Annotated in this window: 20 protein-coding genes; 8 read left to right on the top strand and 12 right to left on the bottom strand. The window is 55.1% G+C overall.

Going from position 1 to position 20,774, the window contains the following annotated elements:
- Nucleotides 1-50: 50 nt before the first annotated feature.
- Complete coding sequence (gene galE, locus DXD77_RS07540) at nucleotides 51-1,112, top strand: UDP-glucose 4-epimerase GalE (RefSeq protein ID WP_117564856.1); 1,062 nt, start codon at nucleotides 51-53, stop codon at nucleotides 1,110-1,112.
- An 88-nt stretch (nucleotides 1,113-1,200) separates the two neighbouring features.
- Here the strand turns inward: galE and DXD77_RS07535 are convergent, their stop codons facing one another.
- The gene (locus DXD77_RS07535; RefSeq protein WP_117564855.1) at nucleotides 1,201-1,512 is read right to left on the bottom strand and encodes a hypothetical protein; all 312 of its coding nucleotides are present in this window, start codon (nucleotides 1,510-1,512) and stop codon (nucleotides 1,201-1,203) included.
- A 306-nt stretch (nucleotides 1,513-1,818) separates the two neighbouring features.
- On the opposite strand from DXD77_RS07535, the gene DXD77_RS07525 reads away from it, so the two are divergent.
- Together DXD77_RS07525 and DXD77_RS07520 are read left to right on the top strand one after the other, a co-directional pair.
- Entirely contained in the window at nucleotides 1,819-3,105 is a 1,287-nt protein-coding gene (locus DXD77_RS07525; RefSeq protein WP_158549112.1) for an ATP-binding protein, read from the top strand.
- A gap of 142 nt (nucleotides 3,106-3,247) precedes the next feature.
- Nucleotides 3,248-3,766 (top strand): hypothetical protein, encoded by a 519-nt coding sequence (locus DXD77_RS07520; RefSeq protein WP_124786586.1) that lies wholly within the window; start codon nucleotides 3,248-3,250, stop codon nucleotides 3,764-3,766.
- 899 nt (nucleotides 3,767-4,665) lie between these two features.
- Here the strand turns inward: DXD77_RS07520 and DXD77_RS07510 are convergent.
- From DXD77_RS07510 to DXD77_RS10665, 10 genes are all read right to left on the bottom strand, one after another.
- Nucleotides 4,666-6,300, bottom strand: coding sequence for an ABC transporter ATP-binding protein (locus DXD77_RS07510; RefSeq protein WP_084591801.1), 1,635 nt, complete (start codon nucleotides 6,298-6,300; stop codon nucleotides 4,666-4,668).
- On the bottom strand, nucleotides 6,284-7,582 hold the full coding sequence (locus DXD77_RS07505; protein ID WP_117648334.1) for a radical SAM protein: 1,299 nt from the start codon (nucleotides 7,580-7,582) through the stop codon (nucleotides 6,284-6,286). The genes DXD77_RS07510 and DXD77_RS07505 overlap by 17 nt, the downstream gene beginning before the upstream one ends.
- Nucleotides 7,583-7,648: 66 nt before the next feature.
- A complete protein-coding gene (locus tag DXD77_RS07500) occupies nucleotides 7,649-8,437 on the bottom strand; it encodes a hypothetical protein (protein WP_035137757.1) in 789 nt (262 codons plus the stop codon).
- On the bottom strand, nucleotides 8,434-8,892 hold the full coding sequence (locus tag DXD77_RS07495; protein WP_147325429.1) for a hypothetical protein: 459 nt from the start codon (nucleotides 8,890-8,892) through the stop codon (nucleotides 8,434-8,436). Before DXD77_RS07495 ends, DXD77_RS07500 begins: the two co-directional genes overlap by 4 nt.
- A 358-nt stretch (nucleotides 8,893-9,250) precedes the next feature.
- Nucleotides 9,251-10,171 (bottom strand): ABC transporter ATP-binding protein, encoded by a 921-nt coding sequence (locus DXD77_RS07485; RefSeq protein ID WP_035137759.1) that lies wholly within the window; start codon nucleotides 10,169-10,171, stop codon nucleotides 9,251-9,253.
- A gap of 702 nt (nucleotides 10,172-10,873) precedes the next feature.
- Nucleotides 10,874-11,203 (bottom strand): helix-turn-helix transcriptional regulator, encoded by a 330-nt coding sequence (locus DXD77_RS07480; protein ID WP_158548972.1) that lies wholly within the window; start codon nucleotides 11,201-11,203, stop codon nucleotides 10,874-10,876.
- Between the two features lie 8 nt (nucleotides 11,204-11,211).
- Nucleotides 11,212-11,748, bottom strand: coding sequence for a hypothetical protein (locus DXD77_RS07475; RefSeq protein WP_035137761.1), 537 nt, complete (start codon nucleotides 11,746-11,748; stop codon nucleotides 11,212-11,214).
- Nucleotides 11,749-11,868: 120 nt separating this feature from the next.
- Nucleotides 11,869-12,360 carry an ATP-binding cassette domain-containing protein gene (locus DXD77_RS10500; protein WP_233505134.1) on the bottom strand — a complete coding sequence of 164 codons (492 nt, stop codon included), beginning with the start codon at nucleotides 12,358-12,360 and terminating at the stop codon, nucleotides 11,869-11,871.
- A gap of 2 nt (nucleotides 12,361-12,362) precedes the next feature.
- On the bottom strand, nucleotides 12,363-13,472 hold the full coding sequence (locus DXD77_RS07465) for an ABC transporter ATP-binding protein (protein ID WP_158548971.1): 1,110 nt from the start codon (nucleotides 13,470-13,472) through the stop codon (nucleotides 12,363-12,365).
- Between the two features lie 94 nt (nucleotides 13,473-13,566).
- Nucleotides 13,567-13,899, bottom strand: coding sequence for a DUF3784 domain-containing protein (locus DXD77_RS10665; protein ID WP_369831499.1), 333 nt, complete (start codon nucleotides 13,897-13,899; stop codon nucleotides 13,567-13,569).
- Between the two features lie 110 nt (nucleotides 13,900-14,009).
- Here DXD77_RS10665 and DXD77_RS10305 point away from each other — a divergent pair, with 110 nt between their 5' ends.
- The 3 genes from DXD77_RS10305 to DXD77_RS07450 are packed head-to-tail and all read left to right on the top strand — an operon-like array spanning nucleotide 14,010 to nucleotide 15,460.
- On the top strand, nucleotides 14,010-14,219 hold the full coding sequence (locus DXD77_RS10305; protein WP_147324162.1) for a hypothetical protein: 210 nt from the start codon (nucleotides 14,010-14,012) through the stop codon (nucleotides 14,217-14,219).
- On the top strand, nucleotides 14,219-15,265 hold the full coding sequence (locus tag DXD77_RS07455) for a radical SAM/SPASM domain-containing protein (RefSeq protein WP_117564845.1): 1,047 nt from the start codon (nucleotides 14,219-14,221) through the stop codon (nucleotides 15,263-15,265). The genes DXD77_RS10305 and DXD77_RS07455 overlap by 1 nt, the downstream gene beginning before the upstream one ends.
- A 12-nt stretch (nucleotides 15,266-15,277) precedes the next feature.
- Nucleotides 15,278-15,460 (top strand): hypothetical protein, encoded by a 183-nt coding sequence (locus DXD77_RS07450; RefSeq protein WP_117564844.1) that lies wholly within the window; start codon nucleotides 15,278-15,280, stop codon nucleotides 15,458-15,460.
- Between the two features lie 319 nt (nucleotides 15,461-15,779).
- On the opposite strand, the gene DXD77_RS10410 is transcribed toward DXD77_RS07450, so the two are convergent.
- Complete coding sequence (locus DXD77_RS10410; protein ID WP_117564843.1) at nucleotides 15,780-16,010, bottom strand: hypothetical protein; 231 nt, start codon at nucleotides 16,008-16,010, stop codon at nucleotides 15,780-15,782.
- A gap of 829 nt (nucleotides 16,011-16,839) precedes the next feature.
- On the opposite strand from DXD77_RS10410, the gene malQ reads away from it, so the two are divergent.
- Nucleotides 16,840-18,357, top strand: a complete 1,518-nt coding sequence (gene malQ / locus DXD77_RS07435) for a 4-alpha-glucanotransferase (RefSeq protein WP_233506771.1) — start codon at nucleotides 16,840-16,842, stop codon at nucleotides 18,355-18,357.
- 129 nt (nucleotides 18,358-18,486) lie between these two features.
- Nucleotides 18,487-20,754 carry a glycogen/starch/alpha-glucan phosphorylase gene (locus DXD77_RS07430; protein ID WP_117648330.1) on the top strand — a complete coding sequence of 756 codons (2,268 nt, stop codon included), beginning with the start codon at nucleotides 18,487-18,489 and terminating at the stop codon, nucleotides 20,752-20,754.
- The last annotated feature ends 20 nt before the right edge of the window (nucleotides 20,755-20,774 follow it).

The following is a 20,774-nucleotide window of genomic DNA, read 5'->3' as shown; positions in this document are numbered from 1 at the left end:
GCTGCGCTATACTCCCCTCAAGAAGTGTTCCTGATTCGATAGGAGACTACATGTCCAAAGCACTCGACCCCAAAGACACCTGCGTCCTCGTTACCGGCGGCGCCGGCTTTATCGGCTCGCACACCGTCGTTCAGCTGCTCGAGGGCGGCTACCAGGTTGTCGTCGTCGATGACCTCTCCAACTCCAGCGCCGTTGCCATCGACCGCGTCAAGACCATCGTGGGCGACGAGGCCGCCAAGAACCTCACCTTCTACGAGGCCAACGTGCTCGACCGCGATGCGATGAACAAGATCTTCGATACCCACCAGATCGACCGCGTCATCCACTTCGCCGGCTTTAAGGCCGTCGGTGAGTCGGTGAGCAAGCCCGTCGAGTACTACCACAACAACATCGAGAACACCCTGGTGCTCATCGACGTCATGCGCAATCATGGCTGCAAGTCCATCATCTTCTCGAGTTCCTCGACCGTCTACGGCGACCCGGACAACCCGCCCGTCACCGAAGAGGACCCCAAGAAGCCCGCGACCAACCCCTATGGTTGGACCAAGTGGATGATCGAGCAGATCCTTATGGACGTTCACACCGCCGACCCCGAGTGGGATGTCGTGCTGCTCCGCTACTTCAACCCCATCGGCGCCCATCCGTCGGGCCTGATCGGCGAGGACCCCAAGGGTATCCCCAACAACCTGGTGCCCTATGTCGCGCAGGTTGCCGTGGGCAAGCTCGAGGCCGTTCAGGTCTTTGGCAATGACTACCCCACTCCCGACGGCACGGGCGTGCGCGACTATATCCACGTTTGCGACCTGGCCTCGGGCCACGTTGCCGCCCTCAACTGGATGAACGGCAAGACCGGCGTCGAGATCTTTAACCTGGGCACCGGCACCGGCACCTCGGTGCTCGAGGTCGTTGCTGCCTTCTCCAAGGCGTGCGGCAAGGAGCTGCCCTACGTGATTCGCGAGCGCCGCGCCGGCGACATCGCCGCCAACTGGTGCGATGCCTCCAAGGCCGAGCGCATGATGGGTTGGAAGGCCCAGTACGATATCGCGGACATGTGCCGCGATAGCTGGAACTGGCAGAGCCACAACCCCAACGGCTTCGCCGACGCCGAGTAGCCACTCCCCCGTGCTAGGTTTTGTGGCATGCCTCAAAACCTAGCACGCGACATGCTCGGCACATGCCGCTTCCCGCATGGGTAGATTTCTAGACATGTCCCAAAAATCTACTGGCCCCGGCCTCCAATGTGAGGTCGGGGCTTTTTAGGAACTCGTTCTCGAGCTCGAGCTCGCGCATGCACTTGCGGGCGGCCCTCATCTCGGCGGTCTCGGTCTTGGCCGCGGCCGCCGCGACCGGGTGGTTGGCCAGTTCCTTCTTTCTGACCGTCACCCATCTTCCCAGGATCTTCTCATTGATGCCGAGGTCGGCGGCCACTTGGGCGATGGGCTTCCCCGACGCGACGGCGAAGTCTGCGGCCTCGGTGCGGTGCCCCGCTGTGCAGGAGAGCCTATCTGCCATGACTGAACACTCCTTTCTTTTTGGCGCTGAAACGATTATCGCCGCTCAACGCCATTCCTCTAAGTCAAGTGTCCTGGGATACAATACAGTTCAAATGGACGAGGAGGATCCGGCGCTCCTCTTGATGAGCCCGGAGAGGCCCCTGGTCGTCACCCTTCCCCGCGCGAACGCAAAGCGGACGGCGGCGAGCCATGTCCTCCCCGCGCGTTCCATTTAGGGAGTCCTCGAGAAGTCGATCTCCCTGTGCGATAATCGAGCTATTGAGTCTCGCGAGTTTAGAGCTGGTGATATGCATTGAAAATCAAGGTGAAAAACATCGGCAGGGTCGCTGAGGCCGATATCGAGATTAATGGCATTGCCGTGATCGCCGGGGAGAACGGGACGGGGAAAAGCACGGTTGGAAAAGCGCTTTATGCGGCCTTCAACAGCATGTCCGATTCGGAGAACAAAATCGACCGCATGAGGCGCAATAGTGTTGAACGCGCCATCAGGAAGGCATATGTGGGAGGCCCTCTCGACTCCACGTCTCGCCACAGGCGAACTGCTGGAAGAATGAATGGTTTCATCGACAGGGTTTTTTCGGGCGAGTGCACGAGGGACGAGCTTATTGATGAGATAAAGGAGTATTACGGGGAGGAGATCTCCCGTGAGATCGAATCCGATTTCACGAATGGCGTAGCAGGAGTTGCCGATCAGATTATCGAGATCATGGATATCTCCGATGATGAGGTATTTCGTGCGATTGCGACAAACAGGTTCCAAAGCGAGTTCAACGGCCAGATCAATTCGGTTTTCGGCGAAGAGCCCGGGAAGGTCGAACTCCAGATAAAGGACGCATCTACGGTTTTCTCGGTTGCAGGTGACGAGGTGGCGGAGGTGCACGATAGGAGGGTTTTGCGATTCAGGGCGCATTATCTGGACGACCCGTTCCTGATCGATTCTCTCGGAGGGCCCTACGGCCCCGCTTTTCGGTTCAGGCCCCTCCTTGGACACCAGGAGGAGCTGCGGCAAGATTTGATTCAGGCGACCATCCGTAACGATGACAGCGAGTCCTCGCTGTTCGACGAGATCGCGAAGGAGCGGCACCTGAAGGTTCTCATGGACAAGGTCTCCTCCTTATGTCCGGGGTATTTCGAGAGGAGCGAAAGTCGCGGTCACCTTACGTATCTCGAAGAGGGCTTCGCTCGGGGGTTGGAGCCTGGGAACCTTTCTGCTGGCTTGAAGACGTTCGCCATCATGAAGGTGCTCTTGAAGTCCGGCGCGCTAGATGCCGGAGGGACTATTATCCTCGATGAACCCGAGATTCATCTTCATCCTGCATGGCAGCTGGCCTTCGCCGAGATAATCGTGCTGCTCCAGAAAGAGCTCGGGATGCACGTCTTAATGAGCACCCATAGTCCATATTTCTTGAATGCGATCGAAGTGTATTCTAAGAAGCACGCTGTTGATGGATTGTGCTCATATTATCTTGCGGAGACCTGCGCTGATGGACGCTCTCGCTTTGCCGAAATAACCGGCTCGACTGAGGTCGCCTACGAGAAGCTGGCGGCTCCTTTTGATACGCTTGAGAGGGAGGAGTACGGCCTTGAGTAGCGACCTGTGCGCCTCCTGCCCTCATCCGAACTCTCCCGTGGTGCCAGATGGCAGCGATGGTTGCTCCCGTTGCAGGACCTGTATCCTAAGGGACTGCACGTCGACCATCTCCAAAACATCCAGAGACGGGAGCGTCTCTCTTGTGGATGACGATTTGCCTGTTGTCAATTTTGACTCTGTTAAAGAATGCTACTGCAAGAAGGTCAATAGGTGGATGCAACTCCCGCGCTCCGCCGATGCGCTGTATTGCGATCGGGAAACGTTATATCTAGTCGAATTTAAAAACGGCAGTCTGAAGGAGACGCTGGGGAAGAGGCTCAATCCCAAGGATGACGAAGAGCTTGGTATCAATCTTGGCCAAAGGGACGCCCTCATCGAGAAGTGCAAGGACAGCGTTTTGATCTGCTCGGACCTGTGGGGAAAGAGGACGAGATGGTTTCGCGAGCACTGCGTCTTTGTTTTGGTATACAACGAGGACAAGAACAAGACCGCGTTGAAGCGGGTTGCCAGCTCGATTAGGAAAAAAGCGCGTTTTGGGCTTCCTGACAAATTGAAAGGTTTTTGCGTGAAGGATGTCTTGACGCTAACCGAAAAGGAGTTTTCGACATCGCTCCTTTCAACTTGGCGAGACGCAGAAGAAATCGCGGAGGTCGACGCGTAGGAGACCGAAAAGCATCCGGTGGCTATTTGCTCCCGATATCGATCGTTCGTCTGCAGTCGGTTTTCTTTCCGCTGCGCCCGCCAGTTTGCGATGAGTCGCGCACCGTGTGAAGCTCAACACGGATGAAATACAAATATAATCCCCCCCCTTGCACTGTGTTGATAAATATTGCTCGTCGAACTCATCTGAACTGGGCTTTCTTGCATAGAACTGCCTGAAGCTGAGCGTTTTCGGGTATCGCATTGCCCGATCGAGCACCATCGCGACCTTCTCAAGCTTGTCCTCGGGCGGACTCATAGCCACAGCCCCGCATGTCATCCCGGTTGGAGCCGGGATGAGCCCTCAGGAAGCACTGCATGAAGTAGCGCATCCGGTTCACGGGCCCCAGCGGGTTCTGGCCGTCGGGAACGCCCTTGAGCAGCTTCGCGTTGTAGTGCTGGCTCTTCAGTGACAGATTGTTGACGGGAGCCGTGTGGCGCCCGGCTCCATGTCGTGGATGAGCGTGGAGCCGGGCGCCACACGGCTCCCGAACGTCGCCAAGGTCTTCGCCCTGCTTGTCTTGCCAAGGCCCTCCCGGATGAAGATTGAATTGCCTGGCTCATCGCAGCCGAGCGCGACACGGCCTCTACCCGAGACCATCATCTCTACACATAGCCCATCATTCGACAAGAACGCGCAGTTTGTCCTGCATAGGCGCATGGTGTCCCCCTCCGCCGCAAGAGGTGAGCAAAAGAGAGGCTCCCCTCGCCACTACCGGACAAAGGGACCTCTCTGGGGAAACACGCTATAAAACCTTCTTGCCGGGCGGTCGAGTACAGCACCGACGGCGTACCCGTGGAGACCTACCCAGAGCCCACGCCATTTCAAGTTTCTTGGTCTTCAACGCCACAATCCGATAATCATCCAGCCGTCGAAATGACCTCGTCACAGGCGGCAAGCATCTCCTCGTCATGAGTGACAACGATTACAATATGGTCTCTCTTAATTTCATGAAGCAATTTGATCAGCGCGCCTCGACTCTTCGCATCAAGTGCTGAGGTCGGTTCATCAAAAAGCATAACGTCCGGCGATTTCAACAGCTGTCTCACAATTGCAATCTTTTGCTTCTCGCCGCCGGACACCCCTCCTTTCCCGCCGTCAAGCATCGCCGTTGCCCCGTTCTCCACAGAAGCAACCATTTCGTCTAGCCCCAATATGACAAGCATCCGGTTCAGCTTATCCATCTCGTAATCATCAGAAAGCAGCGTAAGATTATCGAGAATCGTCCCCTCAACGATAGGGGGTTCTTGCTCCGTAATGCTGACTCGACACCGCCGCAATGCATATCGATCGATGCAACGCTGTGACACCCCGTTGTAGCGAACGGCCCCTTCTGTGTCATCTGGATATAGCCCCAATATCACTGACAGCAGCGAGCTCTTCCCCGAACCATTCGGCCCCGAGATTCCATATAGCCGACCCCTGGAAAACGCGAGCCCCTCAATGCTTAACGCGACCCTTTCCGCCCCTGGATAACGTAGCTTGATGTTCTCTAGACGGATTTCCTCAATCGGACCAAGCGCCAATTTGCCATTCGCTTCCACCGGGACATCCCAAATTCTTTTCAGCCGCTCATAGCATACGCGATTAGTCTGGTAATCCCTTCCCCAGCCCAACAAATACTGTACCGCTGAGCTTAAGTTCGAATAATATCCAACAGCAGTCACGAGAAAACCAGGCAACAGTCTCCCGCCCATCACTTCAACCGCGCCCACAGCAAGAAGACATCCTTGAGCGGCGGAAGCGACCAACGCGTTGCCAAAGGTAAATCTAGACCCTACTTCCTGATTTGCTCTCATCGTTGGATAGAGCCCATTAAAAGCTTCGACCAGTACAGCGCGGGACCTATCGAACAAAGCATGTTTGCGGATGAAATCAACTTTCTCCAACTGATCTTGTAGACAGGAAAAAAACCTCGCGCTCTGCTCTTGTACGTCAAAACTTCTCTCAAACAGCCTTGCGCGTGAAACCGCATAAAAAGCGGCACTCGCTGCCGCAAGAACAAGGCAGACCACACTCAACTTGATATTCAGGCTACCGAGAACAAACAGGGCGGACAAAAGGGTGATAACGTTGCTTGAAACCCCCACAACCGAGTTGATTACGAAGATGACAAGGTCATTAGCGTCGTGATTGATTTGCTGGTTATAATACGACGCGTTGAAGCCCTCGAAGAATGCCTGGGGAAGGTGCTTCACGTGCTCAAGCGTATCCGCATTTAAGCCGAACCCCGCATGCGACTGAAGGTTGATGTACAGCATCTCTGAGCAATACACTAGTCCCGCTCGAACCGCTTGGACCGCAACCAAAATAAGGCAACAAACGAGAACGGCGGCAAGATCGGCGCTGGCCGGCATCGCCAATCGGTTTACCACTATGCCGGTAAGAAAGGGACCCGCAAGCGCAAGCAGCCCGACCAAAACTGTTACGACAAGATAGGCGTAGAATCGACCGCCCAGTATATATTTTCTACAGAGATTAAGCATCAGCCTCATTTTGCCCCGCACCCCGTTTTGCCGTATTCATCATCTGGGAGAGCAGCATTTTTTGCTCGGCATCATACCGGAAGGAAACGCAACGTTTCCCCTCACCGTTTAAGGCGTGGTTGGGGCACCCTCCCATGCACATGGGAAAAGCAAAGCGCTCTTGGCATTCCGGGTCATCCGGCTCATATGCCATCCAGTTAATCATGTTCTTGCTCAACATTGGCGGCTCGAAAATAGTTCCGACCCTCCGCTCCTTCATTCCAATGTCATCCCAGCACTTATACAAATCTCCGACGGGATCAACCACGTACGAGTTGATTCCAACGGCGCAACATATCCCGAAATTCGTCCCACCAAAAGGTTGAACTTTGAAGCCCCGCGCAATTGCCCTTTTATAAAACTCAGTCTCCTCATACGAGAACTCTTTTACAGTAAAGCAGTGGCTGTCGTTCGCACATACCTGATTGATATCGTCAACAGGGGCTAAATAGAAGTGAACCTTATTCATCAGGCCATTTAGCTCGAGATAATCCAATAGCTCTTGAGCGGCCTCGATGTTGGTCTTGTCGACGTTGCTCCTTATCGAAATATCGATGATGTCGGCACACTCTTTGACGTTCTTGAGAATACGTTCGTATGTAGGGCTTCCGTCGTGAAGAATCCTTCTCGAATCGTGATCCGACTTCGATCCATCTATAGTCACTTGCGCGCTCGTCACACCACATGCCGCGAGCCTCCTTGCAACATCAGGCGTCAGCAGATAGCCATTTGTCACTATCGATGCGGAATATTCACACGTTGGCCCCACGACATCTTTCAGATCCGACGTAATCCGTTCGATCATCTTCATTCCGAGCAGAGGCTCGCCGCCGTACCATCCAACTGAGAGACTTGCGATACCAGGATAGTAATCTTTCACGAACTTGGAGAGCTGTGTCAAAACCTCCTCGCCCATCGTCGTGTACGCCTGTCCCTTTTCATAGCAGTAGGGACAGCAAAAGTTGCAAGCCATCGTTGGCGCAATGGTAAGGGACAGAGCAGTATTCGCAAAGCGCGCGGCGCGACTTTGCAACCTGATCTCCCCAAGCTCGTCCCTCTCCTCATTGACTAGGATGCCTCCCCTTATCAGCTCCGCGACAAGATCATCGGCATCTCGAACGTCCCCTTCTTGAATCCTTTTGAATTTCTGCGCGTATTCCGGATTTAACGACAGGATGCCGCCGGTTCGCGCATTCATGATAAGAAGACTTCCGTTATGTTCATGCACCACATTAAATTGCGACAGTTTCACTTCGCACCATCTCCATTTCCAATCAAATCCATATCGACCCTCAGACGCTGCGCATACGCCAGCGCACTACCTTCTTCGATAAAAACTGCACGAAAGCAGCAATAGACATGCGAGCGACACGATGACCGCATGGCCGCATGCAGCCATCAGGACCGTCCCGCCGGCAGCCCCGCACGCCCTCATCCAATAAGCCATGTGAACCGGGGGTAAAACGGTTGGGAAACTCATCGCGATAACAAGGCCCGCGAACGTTGCGACCAGCAAGGCTCCCGACACAAGAGATCTGATCCTGAACACCTCATATGCAACCGCAACCATCAGCGTATAAGCGGCGTCTATAACGATATTCGACAGGAGTGCCGAGGTCACATTACCAACCGTAAGGCTGTCTAGACCGCTTCCGGAGCACACGGCAAAGACCGCAGCGACACCGAGAGTAAACACGATGTAGGGGCACAGCGTATACACTTCGCAAGCCAATGTCTTTGCCGCAAACAGCTGCCAGCTGCGGAAGCCCCGAGCAATCGAAACTCCCCTTGCCGACACGCTCGTCGCATCACCGAATAGCGTCCCCGCCACAACAACAGAGACGATTGGGAAGAACACCGTATGCGCCATGGAGACGACACTTAGCCAGGAAGAGATACCCGTTGGCCCAACCCCTATCGAGAAAAGATAGCCCGGATCGGCGGAAAAGCCAAAGAACTGGCCCTCTCCCCCTGCGGAGACCCATGCGCCGGACCCGGCAAACACATAAATCCCCGCGATGCCCAAATACATCAGCGCTATTATCACGGCGAGTTTCATTCTCCTTGCGCGGAACAGTTCCGCCCTGACCGACATCCCAAGATTCATCGAACCGCCGTCCTTACAAATAGCGAGACGAGCGCAACTCCAACCGACACAAGCACAGTGCCGCCCGCATACAGCAAAACCTGAATTACCCCAACATTCTGCATACTCAGGGAACACAGGTTCATCAGGTAATACACGGGCGAGAGCATGAGCAGCAAGCTGGGCTGACCGCTTCCGTATGTACTTGGGAACCACACCATCACAAATGTCGAAACCGCTATTGCAACGACGCTGCTCGCCACCACACTCCTCGTGAGCAAATACAGGGCGAAGGTAGCGGCGTACATCGAAATGAGCAGCAGCGCGATCATCAGCGCAATCGATACAAATTGGGCAAACCCTGAGCACGAGGCCCCAACGTCCCATTGGGCCATCTTGGTTAAATACAGCGCAGTCGTAGAAAGAAGATACACGGCACCGACCAGAGTGCAGTTCACCAACAGCTTCGTGATCACAATCGCCGCCTGCGACACCCTCGCGATCTCGATACGGCGTAAGCCACGGATTCAAAGTCTCTCGACGTAGCGTAAACCGCGTAGAGAATCGTCACCGGAATCCAGACCACTGTAGACGCAAAAGACGTCCGGGCAACAGAGCCCAAAACGTCCCCTGCATCCACTAGGTTTCCAATAAAACCTATAGCCCCTCCAAGCGTATACGGGTCATCACCGGCGACCATGATCAGCACCTCAGACGAAGTCGCAGCCGCAACCACATACAGCACAGCCGCAAGCGCAATCATCAGAGCGGTCGCCGGGTGCCTGGCGAGCAACCATACCTCGCTCCGAAAAGCTGAGATGAACTCGCGTTTCATCACAGCTCGCTCTCTCGACCGATGAGCTCCGAATAAAACTCCTCAAGGCTCTTCCTATGAGAATACGCCTCCGCAACCCTCACACCTGCGGTCGAGAGCGCTTCGATTGCAATGCCCCGCCCTTCCTTTTTCTCCTCATAGCGCATAAGGACGCTGCCGTCCGGCAGAAAAGAATGTGAGGTCTCATCTCCGAGAACCGATCTCGTTCGCTCCAGATCGTCCACATGCAACACGAAACCACCGCGGCATGACTTTTCCAGCTGAGGTGCGGTCATCCTTCGAATGAGGCGACCATGACTTATGAAGAGGTAATCAGTTGCCAGCTTGTGCATCTCCTCAAGATTGTGGCTGGATACGAGAATCGTTTTACCTTGATCTTTGTTAAGATGCGTAAGGATTTTTCTTACTTCGACTATCCCCATCGGATCCAGGCCGTTTGTCGGCTCGTCCAGGATCAACAGCTCCGGATCGCCCAGCAACGCTATGGCCAGATCGAGACGCCTCCTCATTCCCATTGAGAAGTTCTTCACTTTCTTCCCGCCGGCCTCCCCCAAACCGACGGTTGATAACACACCGTCGATGGAACGATCGGTGGGAAGCCCCCACTCAATACAGCGAACGACCAAGTTGTCTCGCGCGGTCAGATTAGGATACGAAGCATTGAGGTCGGGCATATAACCCAGCCTTTCCCTGCAGCTCCGTATTTCACGTCTCCCGGTTTGCCCAAACATCGAGATCGTTCCTGACGATGGCTCCGAAAGCCCCGTGATCAATCGAATTAACGTGCTCTTGCCGGCACCATTCTCCCCAATGAGTGCACACAGCTCGCCTTCCATTAAAGAGAACGAGACTGATTTAACCGCTTCAAACCCGCCATATCTCTTGGATATGGCACGCAATTCAACTGGGACTTCCCGCATGGACGACATCCTCCCCGTCAATAAAAAGGGACGACATGGCAATTGTGCGGGGTTATAGGTAACGTCGGTTCGCCCCCCCATATTGCAATGCCACATCGCCCCTCAGGCGCTGCTGGCCAAAATATCTTTGAACAGTCTGTGCACGCCGTACGGCGTGCACTATCCGCTAAAAGCGGATAGTGCACTCCTGTGAAGAACACTTGGTGCTGCAGCTGCCGTGCGCGTAAAAGAAGCAATTGTTGCACATGGGCTCAGCCCCGGCTGACGGCTCGGTAATCCATTCCATTTCATTCCCCTCCTTTCGCGGTAGAAAGCCAGTTCATCTCTGCCCCCTAGAAACGGAACGTGCAGGACTGATTGGGGCACCTCTTCGTGCATCCCCCGTGCGCGTAGAAGAAGCAGTTGCCGCACGCGGGTGCAACGCCTTCCTCCGGCTCGTTAATCCAATCCATCTCTCCCTCCTTTCCTTGCATACCGAATTGATAATGTTATTCTAATTCAATATGTATCATATTTCAATATAAGCTTATTTATATATTACACAAGGTAAGCACCCCCCTGCATCCAGCACAGGAAATGACTCTCTCGTTCCCCAGTGACGCGGCGAGAAATACAGGCCACTGCAGGACGTTGAATGAACAGCCCGTGAAAACCGTTGTTTTCACGGGCTGCACCTGCTCAATACTTTTTTATTCTCCAGCCTCAGTCGTCTCTAAGATCGACCACGTAAACATGATCTGACTCCAGGACCGGGTCATCATCCGTCGCGGTCGCCCTGCTCAGCGCGTTGCGGGCGCGCCGCGTCGCCAGTTCCTCAAGTTCTCTTTCGTTGACGCGCTTAATAAGATCGCCAGGCTGGCAATCAAGCTCTACGCAAATATCCAGCAATGTCTTTAACCTAATTGCCTTCACCTTGCCATTTCGTATTTTTGAGATACTTGCCGGTGTGTGCCCGGTCGCCCGAATGATATCCGTACTCGTCTTTCCGCGTCGAAGCAATAAGCTTTCAAGCTCAATAATCAGATAGTCCATGCCGCCCCTCACACCAAATCCTCGGTCTGGTCTTGAAGCAGAGCTCCGTAGCGCCATATCGCAGAAATCGAGAAGCAGCAAACGGCCCCCAGCACAGCACCAATATCTATGGGCAGGGCCAGGTTTTCAAACATCGAATAGGCGTTCCCCAGCAAGTCGAAGGGGCCAATCACTATCGAAAGAAACCCCGGAGAAAACAAGAGGTCACCTATTGCTGCTGCAACAAACAGCCACCCGATAATCGAGATTCTTCGAGCATGCGAAAGGGTAAAGGGCGATTCGCCATGAGCCATGTCCATGCTGATTCCCCGCAGGGTCCATGTGGCCCCTCCGGAAATCAGAAGATACATCAAAGGAACCACTACGGAAACCGTCTTTGATGGATCATATAGGTTTCCTTGAGCAGCCATAAGCCCAATGGAAATAACCACCACCACCGAACAGCAACACACCGCTATAAACAGCGCCGTAAACAGAATCCCAAGCCTTCTTCCGAGAGTCATCATCTTCTGGATGGACTTATCGATCTTCTGGGCGCTATTCACCACAGCTCCTCCTAAAGCAATCAGAGGTCTTCTTACTTACTGTTTTTCCTACATTGTAACGAACTCGATAAGAAGAGGGTCGCTTCACGCCGCGCAATCCCGAACTCCAAGCGTTTCTCATCAGCATTGCCCATCTTTCGAGTCGAAATTTAAATCCAGTTTCTTATCGCATGCCAAAATCAAATCCTGATCGTGGCTTACAACAAGAATTAGCTGATTAAAGGGGTTTCGAGAGACATACTCCGTGAACTCCCGACGGCTTTCTTCGTCTAAATCATTCGTCGGCTCGTCAAACACAAGCACTTCCGGTTGCCTGCAAAGTGCTGAGATTATCCTTAGCTTCCGATACTCTCCACCAGAAAGGTCCCTACAATTCTTACCTTTTAACGATTCGACGGTTCGGCAGAAACTCGGCACAAGCTCGCAGAGATGCTCGCCCGTTCCCCGAATCGATGCCCTCTCAAGATAGTGTTCCACCGTTTCATTCGGAATAAAGAGCTTTTGCGGGCACACCGCAAACAGGTCATGTCGGATCGTCTCCATATCGAGCTCTTCATATGGCACCGACCCCAAAGTCCGATGCCCCCCAGCAGAATATAGTCCAAGAAGCACCTTCAGAAACGTGCTTTTGCCGCATCCGTTCGGCCCGGTAATGGCATAGGTTTCCCCCTCTCGACCTCCACGGAGAGATCGCGGTACAAGTAGGGCTTTCCCGCATATCGGTACGCGATGTTGGACAACGATATGCTCTCCACGTGCCCAACCGAGATGGTGCCGCGGTCCTCGGCGCCTTCCGACAGAGCCTCCAATCGGTCGAACGAGGCCCTCGCGTCCTGATATGATTTGAAATAATTCAAATAATATTTGAAGCATCCGAACGCCATCGAGTAATACGAGTTCACCATTGTGAACTCGCCAATGCTCATTCTTCCGCTTAATATTTCCATTCCGGAGATCACAAGCAACGCTCCCCGGAACACAGATGAGATCAGGCCGTCGCTCGAGGTGGCCAGATTCGAGACCCTACTTGCTTTCATGTAAATCGGGTAGTACCCCTCGAATACCCCCTTGAGCGTACGGGCACTCTGGTCATATGCCCCATCGCACTTAATGTCAAACAACTGCGACAGCTCGCCGCTCACGGATGCGAACAGCTTGCTCAACCCCTCTTTGTTCGCAAGCGAACTGTTGTACAGCGGCTTTTTCAACACCCTAAATAAAATGAAGTATGCCCCAAGCGAACATGTACTTAACGCCAGAAACACCGGGTTAATTGAAAACAGAATGATGAAAATAAACACAATCAGAATGATGTTAAGCCCGATTGTCAGGAAGTTGTTCACGACAAACGATGACACCGCATTCGAATCCGCATACACCCTCTGCGTTGTATAGGATGAATCCGCCTGCTCCCCCTTTTCCAAGGGCCCTCGTTCAAACGACTCACACGTGGCCCCCATCAGTCTCGTAGTCATCTCCAAAATGACGCGCGATACGTTCACGCCCATCGCATACGACATGAAGGATGCCGATATCCCTATGCTGGCAACAAAGGCTGCAAACCATACGACGCGAGATGGATCCCTATTCGTCACGAGAAAATCTACAAACCCACCGTTTAAGGCGGGCATGACGCACGAGAGAGCATAATTCACCGACATGAGAATCACGAAAAGCCGCGACCCTTTACAGCGAAATAACTCGTTAACCGTCTTCTTAAACATGCCAGCCCCCATCAAGCGACCTTTTATCCAAAACTGAATTAGTTCGCCGCTTAATCGCTCCCATACACTCCTTATTGTTAATCCTCGCAAAACACTATCGCGAGTTGCGATGCCCAGGATTCCGTTTCGCCTTGATATACATACGAATAGACTCCCTATTTACATAGGCAAGTGCGGCGATTATTACGGCAGCCACCATCAGACCGAAAATCGCCCTTTTGTCCGGAAAAAGGGACGAAAAAAGGAGACATATTGCGGAGAAAACTATAACCGCCCCCACCGCTCGGTTTGTGCCTAGAGACTCGGCCGTCCGCTTTTCCTCCTCTAAACGCCCTCCCGATAGCGATGACATTCCAGCAAGCAATCCCGTGAGCTTGCCTCGATACATCATTATTCCGAACACCAGCAGCAGGCATGACCCCACCATTGGAACTATAACGTCCGACATCGCCATCACTCAAGTCCACTCCTTCAATAACAGCCTAATCGTCAAACAACAAAACGTCTTACAATTGCAGCCCTACGCTGCTTGCCAGCGTGCTCGACCGTCTTGCAGAATACTACGAATCTTCCGCTCCCAAAGCCTACCGCACGCTCAGAATAGATGCGCCTAATTCCACCCCAATTGCCGAGCAACTTGACCGTTCCAGCCAGCACCTTGGCTTCTTCTTAGTCGGCACCCTGCCCGACGAACTCGACTCGGGCGACGTCAAGCTATTTGTTCGTCCGCTCGATAAGGAGCAATAATGAGCATGACAGCAATAATCGGAGCGCCTCACAGCGTTGCGCTCGACATTACAAACAAATGCAACCTTCGTTGTCTACACTGCTTCAACAACAGTGGAGAAAACGACGTCCTCGCAAACGAATTATCCGATAGCGAAGTCCTCGAACTCGTCGACTCGATTTGTCAAATGCACCCCTTTAGCTTCTGCTTCTGCGGAGGCGAGACCCTTCTGCGCAAGAATCTTGTCGTCGAATCTTTGCGGCGGCTCAGCACATCTGGCGTCAAATGCAACCTCGTGTCAAACGGACTGCTCGCAAGCTCAATTACTTTGCATGAGCTCGAACATACCGGTTTAAACGGCATACAGTTTAGCCTCGATGGCCTACGTGATTCTCATGAACATATGCGGGGGTTCCCGGGGCTATACGACCGGGTACTAGACGCCATCGATATCACGCTGAACGAAACTTCGCTGCACCTTTCGATTGCCTTTTGTCCAACATCATTTAATGTCGACGATTTCAAACCAGTTTGCACGATGCTCCGGGACAAGCTGAAATCGTCGAGCAGGACCGACCGAATTGACCTTCGAGTTCAGCCACTTATGCTCCTCGGCAGAGCCCGAAAAAACCGCACAATTCGCCCTTCAAATAATCAATACCGTCGGTTGGTCAACACGATCAACGACCTTCGATACGATCCAGGCTATCGAGGCTACTTCATGTTTGAGTGGGGCGACCCCATCGACCACTTGGTCAGATTCCCCCAGCTGCAGATGCAATTTGACCAAGTGGCCATCCACGCCAATGGCGATATCGTCGTATCCCCCTATATACCTCTCATCATTGGAAACGTTCGCAAACACAGTCTTCAGGAATACTACGATGCCGGAATGGCAACCGTTTGGGATAAACCCGTTATTACCGCGTTGGCCAATCGCATGCACTCGATTGACGAGATGGAAGAGATCTCATCGTTGATTGCAGACATCAATATGGACGGCGACCTCTATATCGACCTAATCGATGACGATCTAGGCGACCTGAGCGTCCTGTCCCAACTCTAAGGAGATGTTCCCATGTACGAGACCCCAGAAGTAGAGAAGATGGATTCCAAAACCGGCCCCATTCCCGTTGTAGTCAACTTCGCAGCCGTCGTGGATAACGTAGTTGCAGCCGTCTACGATGCCGTCGTTGCGGCCTACGCATTCTGGTACTCGGCAGATAACGACGGCACCGGGGCAAGTACGGCACAAAACTAGTCGCCAACCCATCGAGCAATCACCTCGCCTATCGCTGCATGCGATTGACTGCGCAGCCCTAGCCAACGCCCAGAGCGCCTTGAAGAGCTGCTTGTAAAATTCGCTCATTCAACAACGCGATCTCTTCACCAATCTCGGCCGGCCCGACAGAACTGCACACCAGTCGGACCGGCCAGACCCATAAAACGCTGCGTCCCGTCCACACCACACCTCACGAAACTCGCACTGCCACCACATGGGCGATTCGCGCCTCGATGTTGCGGCGCGATACTATCACGAATAGTCCCCGTCCAACAAGGCTATCCCTTCCACAGGCGTTTCAACTGTCAGTGGTAGCATTAAACTGAACGGTGAAAAATACACTAACACTAACAGCGGAGATGACGACGTCGATGCCCTTCATGCAGCTGAGCACGTCCATCGTCGGCTTCCATCGGGGCTGTTCCGACTGGGACTCCACCTTGGATTCCAGGTCCTTCTTCTCGTCTACCGCCCGCTTGACGCGCTCCTTATAGCAGTCGAGGGTCTGCTGGGCCGTGGGGTCGGCCATCTCCGCGGCTTCGATCCAGGCCCAGTGCGCCCTGGTCCACGTCCCGAGCCTCCTTCTCTGGTCGTCTCCGCCGGGGTGGCACTGCCCATTCCTGGGCAGGTACTTGGAGAGGCGCTGCTTGACGGTAACACGGTAACCTCTCCCGGGCATCGGCGGGGGCCTGGGAGAGGTCCCTGGCGCCCTCGCACTCGCAGTCGGGGACGTGGACCTCGACGATTTCGTGCAGTGCGAGCTGCTTGGCCGAAAACTCGGCGTCGCGCTTGTCGGTCTTGCGTCGCTTGTCGGCCGCGGGCCTCTGCATCTTGGAGACCGCGCCGATGACGCAGTCCACGCCGAGGCAGCGCGGCTCCCTGCAGAAGGGAAAGCCGGTGACGCCGGACTCGTAGACTGCCCCGGGCGACTCGATAGAAAGGATCGAGTCGGCGACGGAGGCGGGGTCGTAGGAGAAAGGGCTTCCCGCCGATCTCGCCCGTGAACGGATTGAAGGCGCATCCTTTGATGCTGCGGGCGTGCACCTCAAGGCCAATAGAGGCAACATGTGGCATTGTGAGCCAGTCTCGCATTGTGGCAACCTGGCTGGCTGCCGGATTTTAATGACGACGACCATTGTCAGCCTTGGCCCACGAATCAAAAGACGATACGAAGCAGGGGCTCACATTGTTCTGCTCATATCGTCTTTATGGCGCACTACCATTCACCGAAATTCGGCAACTTTTTCATTCTCTATATACATGTTTAAACAACATGTTCTACAATAGGGACAATAGAAATGGAAACTCGGGACGAGCCGTCTATCCATCTACGGCGCAGCCCCTTATTCAAAAGGACGGTGAGTGCATCCATGGAGCGTGCAAGCGGTGTTCTGATGCCCGTTTCGTCATTGCCCGGGCCTTACGGCATCGGCGGCTTTGGCTGGAATGCCTACGACTTCGTCGATTTTCTTGCCTCGTGCAAACAACATTACTGGCAGATTCTGCCCCTTACGACGACGAGCTATGGCGACTCGCCCTATCAGTCGTTCTCGGCCCGTGCGGGCAACCCCAACTTTATCGACTTTGCCGAGCTTATCGAGGCCGGCTATCTGGAGCAGCACGATATCGACGGCGTGTACCTGGGCTCCGATCCCAGCAATGTCGACTACGGTGCTATCTTTGGCGGCCGCCGTCAGATTCTCGACCGAGCCGCTGAGCGCTTTGCTGCCGACAAGCCGGCCGATTTTGATGACTTTATCCAAGCCAACGAGGACTGGCTCATCCCCTACTGCGAGTTCATGACCGTCAAAGAGGAGTGCGGGCTCAAGGCCTTCTGGGAGTGGCCCGAGGAGCTCCGCCGCCGCGGCGAGGCATCCAACAAGATCTGCGCCGCCCACCCCGAGCGCATGCTTTACCACCAGATGACGCAGTACTTCTTCGATCGCCAGTGGAGCCGCCTCAAGGCCTATGCCAACGAGCGCGACATCCTGATCATCGGCGACCTGCCCATCTACGTCTCGCGCGACTCCGTCGAGATGTGGGCCACGCCCGAGCTCTTTAAGATCGACGCCGCCGGCAATCCCGTCAGCGTCGCGGGAACACCGCCCGATCAGTTCTCGGCCACCGGCCAGTATTGGGGCAACCCCATCTACGACTGGGACGCCATGGAGTCGGACGGCTTTTCCTGGTGGGAAGGCCGCATCCGAGCCGCCCTCGACATGTACGACATCATCCGTCTGGACCACTTCCGCGGTTTCGAGGCATTTTGGGAGGTGCCGTTCTCCTCTCCCGATTCGTCATATGGTTCATGGACGCAGGGACCCGGCCTCAAGCTCTTCAAGGTGCTCGAGGAAAAGCTCGGCACGCTTCCCATCATTGCCGAAGACCTGGGCTTTCTTACCCCTGGTGTCATCGACATGCGCGACACCACGGGCTTCCCTGGCATGAAGATCCTGCAGTTTGCCTTTGAGGGCACCAACTCGTACTACCTGCCGCACAACTACATTGCCAACACCGTCGCCTACGTCGGAACGCATGACAACGAAACAGCACGCGGCTGGTATGAGGGAACGGCCACCCCGCGTCAGCGCGAGCAGGCGGCCCTGTATACCCACCAGCAGGCAGGCGAGTCCATGGCCGATGCGCTCAACCGCACCATCGCCGCCAGCGTGAGCGATACCTGCATCTACACCATGCAGGACCTGCTCAATCTGGGCAACGAGGCGCGCATTAACACCCCCGCCACCCTGGGCGGAAACTGGACCTGGCGCATGCTCGATGGCGCCATCACCCGCGAGCTCGAGCATAAACTCACCGACTGGACCGAGACCTACTTCCGCATCCCATCGGAAGCCGAAATCGAGCTTCCTCAATAGGAGCCACCGCGCCCGACCCCACCCCACCGTGCGGACGCGACCGCTTTTCCCGCGCGAGGCCACTCCAATCCCCTCGCGCGGGCTTCTTTTGAATTTCTGACATGTCGTCAACTCGCCACAGGAGGAAACATGCCCTGTATCAATCTTGCGGATCTTGCCGAGCAGTCCTTTGGAACTTCGCTCGAGCAACTCGATGACCGCCGCATTTACAAACTGCTGGTCAAGCTCGTGCAGGAGCGCTCTGCTGCCTGCCCACTCAACAATGGCAAGAAAAAGCTCTACTACATCTCTGCTGAGTTTTTGATTGGAAAACTGCTGATCAACAACATGATCGACCTTGGCATCTATGCCGAGGTTAAAGACCAGCTCACCGCTGCCGGCCACGACCTCAACAAGATTGAGGAGTTTGAGGTCGAACCGTCGCTGGGCAACGGCGGCCTGGGCCGTCTGGCCGCGTGCTTCCTGGATTCCATTGCCACGCTGGGTCTTACCGGTGACGGCGTGGGCCTCAATTACCATTACGGCCTGTTCCGTCAGCGCTTTGCCGACAACCAGCAAAAGGCCGTCCCCGACGAGTGGCTTGGCGAGCAGGACATCCTGATCGATGACGACCGCTCCTACACCGTCGAGTTTGGCGATTTTGCCGTTACCTCCAAGCTCGTCAACATCGATGTGCCCGGTTACGACCAGCCCACCAAGAACCGCCTGCGTCTGTTTGACCTGGCAAGTGTCGACGACGGCCTGGTCCCCGGCAGCTCCATCGACTTCGACAAGACGAAGATCGCCAAGAACCTCACCTTGTTCCTCTATCCGGATGATTCCGATGAGCAGGGCCGCCTGCTTCGCATCTACCAGGAGTACTTCATGGTGAGCAACGCCGCCCAGCTCCTGATCGACGAGGCCGTCGAGCGCGGCAGCAACCTGCACGATCTGGCCGACTACGCCGTGGTCCAGATCAACGACACGCACCCCACCATGGTCATTCCCGAGCTCATCCGCCTGCTCACCACCGAGCACGACATCGAGTTTGACGAGGCCGTTACCATCATGCGCTCCATGGTCGCCTACACCAACCACACGATCCTTGCCGAGGCGCTCGAGAAGTGGCCGCTCGCCAGCCTGCAGAAGGTCTCGCCCGCCATCGCCGACATCATCGTCAAGCTCGACGAGGTTGCCAAGGCCGAGCACGACGACCCGCGCGTCGCCATCATCGACGAGCACGACACCGTCCACATGGCCCACATGGACATTCACTTTGGCTTCTCCATCAATGGCGTCGCCGCACTCCACACCAAGATTCTGGAGGACACCGAGCTTCATCCGTTCTACGAGATCTATCCCGAGAAGTTCTCCAACAAGACCAACGGCATCACCTTCCGCCGCTGGATCCATGGAGCCAACCCCGCACTCGCCAGCCTGCTCGACGATGTAATCGGCACCGACTGGCGCAGCACCGGCGATCTGAGCAAACTCGCCAAGTTCGCCGACGACAAGGACGTTCTTGAGCGCCTGGCCGCCACCAAGGTCGAGGCCAAGGCCATCATGCGCCAGTTCATGGCGCTCGAGCAGGGCGTGACCATTCCCTCCAACGCCATCATCGACGTCCAGGTCAAGCGCATCCACGAGTACAAGCGTCAGCAGATGCTCGCGCTCTACATCATCTGGAAGTACTTCGATATCAAGAACGGCAACAGGCCTAAGCACCCTGTCACCATCATCTTTGGCGGCAAGGCGGCGCCTGCCTACACTATCGCGCAGGACATCATCCATCTGATCCTGACGCTGTCGCAGTGGATTGCAAACGACCCCGACGTGGCTCCCTACCTGCAGGTTGTCATGATCGAGAACTACAACGTCACCGCCGCCGAGCGCGTGATCCCCGCCGCTGACATCTCCGAGCAGATCAGCCTGGCCTCCAAGGAGGCGAGCGGCACCTCCAACATGAAGTTCATGCTCAACGGCGCCCTAACCCTGTGCACGCTCGACGGCGCCAACGTGGAGATTGCCGAGCTCGTGGGCGACGAGAACATCTATACCTTTGGTGCCTCGTCCAAACAGGTCGAGCAGCTCTACGCCGACGGCACCTACAACGCCGGTGCGCTCTACCGCAAGCCCGGCATTAAACTGCTGGTGGACTTCATCACCAACCCGGCCTTTATGGCAACCGGCAACGCCGAGCGCCTGCAGCGCCTGCACGACGACATTAAGGGCAAGGACTGGTTTATGGCCCTGCTCGACATTGAGGAGTACATCCAGACCAAGGAGCGCGTGCTGGCCGACTACGAGGACCAGGACGCCTGGATGCGCAAGGCGCTCATCAATATCGCCAACGCCGGCACCTTCTCGTCCGACCGTACGATCTCCCAGTACAACGACGAGATCTGGCACCTGAGCTAATTCGGTTTCATCGCCCATCC

The organism is Collinsella sp. TM09-10AT (assembly GCF_003436275.1).
In the GTDB taxonomy this organism is placed as follows: domain Bacteria; phylum Actinomycetota; class Coriobacteriia; order Coriobacteriales; family Coriobacteriaceae; genus Collinsella.
The sequence above is the reverse complement of the archived record's forward strand: the minus strand, read 5'-3'. Positions and strand labels throughout refer to the sequence as shown.

Bases quoted from the DNA above. Each gene is read 5' to 3' on its own strand.
- DXD77_RS07480 (WP_158548972.1), bottom strand. From the start codon at position 11,203: ATGGACTATCTGATTATTGAGCTTGAAAGCTTATTGCTTCGACGCGGA.
- DXD77_RS10410 (WP_117564843.1), bottom strand. From the start codon at position 16,010: ATGGCCGACCCCACGGCCCAGCAGACCCTCGACTGCTATAAGGAGCGC.
- DXD77_RS07535 (WP_117564855.1), bottom strand. From the start codon at position 1,512: ATGGCAGATAGGCTCTCCTGCACAGCGGGGCACCGCACCGAGGCCGCA.
- DXD77_RS07510 (WP_084591801.1), bottom strand. From the start codon at position 6,300: ATGAGGCTGATGCTTAATCTCTGTAGAAAATATATACTGGGCGGTCGA.
- DXD77_RS07465 (WP_158548971.1), bottom strand. From the start codon at position 13,472: ATGTTTAAGAAGACGGTTAACGAGTTATTTCGCTGTAAAGGGTCGCGG.
- DXD77_RS10665 (WP_369831499.1), bottom strand. From the start codon at position 13,899: ATGGTGGGGTCATGCCTGCTGCTGGTGTTCGGAATAATGATGTATCGA.
- DXD77_RS07430 (WP_117648330.1), top strand. From the start codon at position 18,487: ATGCCCTGTATCAATCTTGCGGATCTTGCCGAGCAGTCCTTTGGAACT.
- DXD77_RS07485 (WP_035137759.1), bottom strand. From the start codon at position 10,171: ATGCGGGAAGTCCCAGTTGAATTGCGTGCCATATCCAAGAGATATGGC.
- DXD77_RS07455 (WP_117564845.1), top strand. From the start codon at position 14,219: ATGAGCATGACAGCAATAATCGGAGCGCCTCACAGCGTTGCGCTCGAC.
- DXD77_RS07500 (WP_035137757.1), bottom strand. From the start codon at position 8,437: ATGAATCTTGGGATGTCGGTCAGGGCGGAACTGTTCCGCGCAAGGAGA.
- DXD77_RS07450 (WP_117564844.1), top strand. From the start codon at position 15,278: ATGTACGAGACCCCAGAAGTAGAGAAGATGGATTCCAAAACCGGCCCC.
- galE (WP_117564856.1), top strand. From the start codon at position 51: ATGTCCAAAGCACTCGACCCCAAAGACACCTGCGTCCTCGTTACCGGC.